Genomic DNA, 3,071 nt, shown 5'->3' with positions numbered 1-3,071 from the left:
GTATGTAATCAGCCACGTTGTGTTGCATAACAGATTGGATACCGGGGGAGGGGAGAGAAAACCCTTCTGAAGAAGGGCTTTCTCTCCCCTCCCCCGGACCCCCTCCCCTCTCTTTCCCAAGACTTTTGTGCTTATCGAATCCCTGTTCGGAAGTTGTACCGAATAGTTTTGAACTATACATAAATGAATCAAAGAGGGCTATTTTCAAAAGTGTATACTCTCAAAGAGCATTCTGCCAAAAAAGGAGTTGCCTTTCTACAGTAGTCACCGGGAGACGAATGCCAAGGGCCAGCCGTACAAGCCGCCCGCCACGCCGTTGATCCTTACGAAAATCTTTGAAGAGGATGGGGTGGGGTTTGGGGAGGGGAAGGGGAAACTTTCTAGAGAAAGTTTCCCCTTCCCCTCCCCAATGCTTCCCATCACTCCCCAACCTTCACGACCTTGGCGGGCACCCCGGCGACGACGGCCTTTGCAGGCACATCGCGGACGACGACGGACCCGGCGGCGACTATGGCCCCGTCCCCGATGGTCACACCCTTAAGGATAAGGGAATTCATGCCGATCCAGACGTTCGCGCCGATGGATACGCCGCGATCCAGCTCAAAGGCCGGTTCGATGTGCCGCGTCTCGGCAGGCCAGTGCGCGTGGAAATCGGAATCCGTGATCACGCAGTTCGGGCCCACCATCGTATCCTTGCCGATGGAAATGGTGCATGAGCGCGCCGTGATCGCCGTGCCGCTGAGCTGGACGCCTTCCTCCAGTTCGATGCGGGCTGTAGGGGCATAGGTGCGGAGACGGACGGGCGCGTACAGCGTGGAGGCCGTGGCGCGCCGCGAGGAGGAAATCAGGCTGCACCCCGCGCCGAGGCGGATATGGCTGCCGGGCCAACGCCCAAGGATCACCGATCCGCACGCCGTAACGCCGGGCCCGACCTCAACGCCGAACAGTAACGCCTTGAGCCGCAAAGCCAGCGTGCCCCAATCCTTCGACCAGTGGCGCTGCAACGTGATCGCGGCATAGGAAAGGATGTCCTGAGCCGAAAGCCTGCGCTCGATAGCCTTGCGGAGTTTGCCGATCATGCCTTGTTCCCGCTTTCGGACTGCGCCAGCTGCCAGCGGCACAACCCGTTGAAAAGGTTTGTCTTGAGCATTTTGTCGCCGCCGTGCAGCGCGTCGATCTTGGCTTGGAAATTCGCCCGGTTGGTCTTCCCGGCGGAAGGGCAGGGATTCGACCAGACGGGCAGCTCCCAGCGCCGCGCCGCCTTGATGATATCCGGTTTTTCCACCAGAAGCAGAGGCCGGATGACTTTGAGCGCACCCTTGAAAAAGTCATCGCACATGCCCATGCCCTCAACGCGCCCGTTCTGGACAAGATTCATAAAGAACGTCGTAACCAGATCGTCGGCGTTGTGCCCGAAGGCGAGATGGGTCAGCCCGTACTGCTGGCATACCTCGAACAGCCGTGTGCGGCGCAGCATGGCACAGTAGAAACAGGCGGAATTGCGGCGGTTTTCCGGCGAGTGACCGCGCGGGCCGTGATCCGTGACTTCGATGTGGCCCGCAACGCCGTGTTTCGCCAGATACTCGACGAGCGGCGCGTGGTTTTCCGCATCAAAGCCGGGATTCAGATGGATCGCCATGATGTCGAACCGGAACGGCACGATGCGCTGGCGCCGCCGGAGCACTTCCAGCAGCACCCAGCTGTCCACGCCGCCCGAAACGGCGACCCCGACCTTCGCGCCGGGGCCGACCATCCCGGTGCGCTGCATGGCCTTTCCCGCGCTTTTGACGCAGACCTGCTGCGCATAGGAGAGCTTTTCTTTCGACATCAGGACAACCGCATCTTGAAGTCTTCGTAGCCGAATTCCCGGACAAGGCGCGTCCCGTCGGTTTCCGGGTTCCAGCGCACGATGGAGGGCAGGCGCAGGCCGTTAAAGGTCGTGGTCTTCACCATGCTGTAAATCGCCATGTCCGTAAAGACCAGCCTGTCCCCGGCCTTGAGCGGCTCGTCGAAACTGTATTCGCCGATCACGTCCCCCGCGAGGCAGGACTTGCCCGCAAGACGGCAACTCCAACGCTTCTCGCCGGGCTCGCCGGAACCGATGACCATCGGGCGGTACGGCATTTCCAGAACGTCCGGCATGTGCGTCGCCGCCGAAGTGTCCAGAATCGCCACGGGCATATCCGCCCGCACCACGTCGAGCACAGTGGACACCAGCACGCCCGCGTTCAGGGCCACGGCCTCGCCGGGCTCAAGGTAGACCTGCACTCCGTAGCGGTCGCGCACCCGCTCGATGCATTTGCAGAGCAGGTCGATGTCGTAGCCTTCTTTGGTGATATGGTGGCCGCCGCCGAAATTCATCCACTTGAGGCCCTTCAAATACCGTCCGAACTTCATTTCAAACGCCTTGAGCGTCCTATCCAGCGCGTCCGCGCCCTGTTCGCACAGGGTATGGAAATGCAGCCCCGAAAGCCCCTTGAGGCCGGAAGGCGGCGTCTGGGCGGGGCAGCCCCCGGCGGACGCGAAACGCTCGAACTCCCGCAGCCGCACGCCGAGCCGGGAGCCCGGAGCGCAGGGGTCGTACATGGGCACCGCGCCCTCGGAGTGCTCAGGGTTGACCCGGATGCCGCATTCGATGGGCGTCGCGCGTCCGGCGTTCTTGGCTTCGACCATGCCCTTGAAGCGTTCCCACTGCGCGAAGGAATTGAACAGAACATGATCAACTGTTTCAAGCAGTTCTGCCATGTCAGCTTCCGAGTAACCCGCCGCGAACGCATGGACTTCGCCGCCGAAGCGTTCCCGGGCAAGCCGGGCTTCGTCGGGCGAGCTGGCGCAGCAGCCGTACAGCGCGCCTTCCCCGCTGCGGGAGATGATCGGGAAAACGTCCCACATGGCGAAGCATTTCAGGGCCATCAGGATCTTCGCGCCCGTGCGCCGCTGCACTTCGTCCAGAATCGCCACGTTCGAGCGCAGTTTCGCCTCATCCACAACAAAGCTCGGCGACGGGAACCGCTCCGGCTTCAACTGTTCAAGATAGGTTTTAGTCATAGGAAGTAAGGGAAAAAGGTATC

General features: G+C 61.3%; 3 protein-coding genes. All 3 read right to left on the bottom strand.

What is annotated here, in order from left to right; translation table 11 throughout:
* Positions 1 to 419 precede the first annotated feature (419 nt).
* The 3 genes from HMPREF0178_RS08980 to nspC are packed head-to-tail and all read right to left on the bottom strand — an operon-like array spanning position 420 to position 3,048.
* On the bottom strand, positions 420 to 1,079 hold the full coding sequence (locus tag HMPREF0178_RS08980; protein ID WP_009380301.1) for an acyltransferase: 660 nt from the start codon (positions 1,077 to 1,079) through the stop codon (positions 420 to 422).
* A complete protein-coding gene (locus HMPREF0178_RS08975) occupies positions 1,076 to 1,828 on the bottom strand; it encodes an ATP-binding protein (protein WP_009380299.1) in 753 nt (250 codons plus the stop codon). Before HMPREF0178_RS08975 ends, HMPREF0178_RS08980 begins: the two co-directional genes overlap by 4 nt.
* A complete protein-coding gene (gene nspC / locus HMPREF0178_RS08970) occupies positions 1,828 to 3,048 on the bottom strand; it encodes a carboxynorspermidine decarboxylase (protein WP_039958883.1) in 1,221 nt (406 codons plus the stop codon). The genes HMPREF0178_RS08975 and nspC overlap by 1 nt, the downstream gene beginning before the upstream one ends.
* Positions 3,049 to 3,071: the final 23 nt, after the last annotated feature.

It is taken from the genome of Bilophila sp. 4_1_30 (genome assembly GCF_000224655.1).
GTDB lineage: Bacteria > Desulfobacterota > Desulfovibrionia > Desulfovibrionales > Desulfovibrionaceae > Bilophila > Bilophila wadsworthia.
This window is presented reverse-complemented; position numbering and strand designations above follow the sequence as displayed.

Excerpts from the sequence above, each read along its gene's own strand:
- HMPREF0178_RS08975 (WP_009380299.1), bottom strand. The coding sequence starts at position 1,828 with ATGTCGAAAGAAAAGCTCTCCTATGCGCAGCAGGTCTGCGTCAAAAGC.
- nspC (WP_039958883.1), bottom strand. The coding sequence starts at position 3,048 with ATGACTAAAACCTATCTTGAACAGTTGAAGCCGGAGCGGTTCCCGTCG.
- HMPREF0178_RS08980 (WP_009380301.1), bottom strand. The coding sequence starts at position 1,079 with ATGATCGGCAAACTCCGCAAGGCTATCGAGCGCAGGCTTTCGGCTCAG.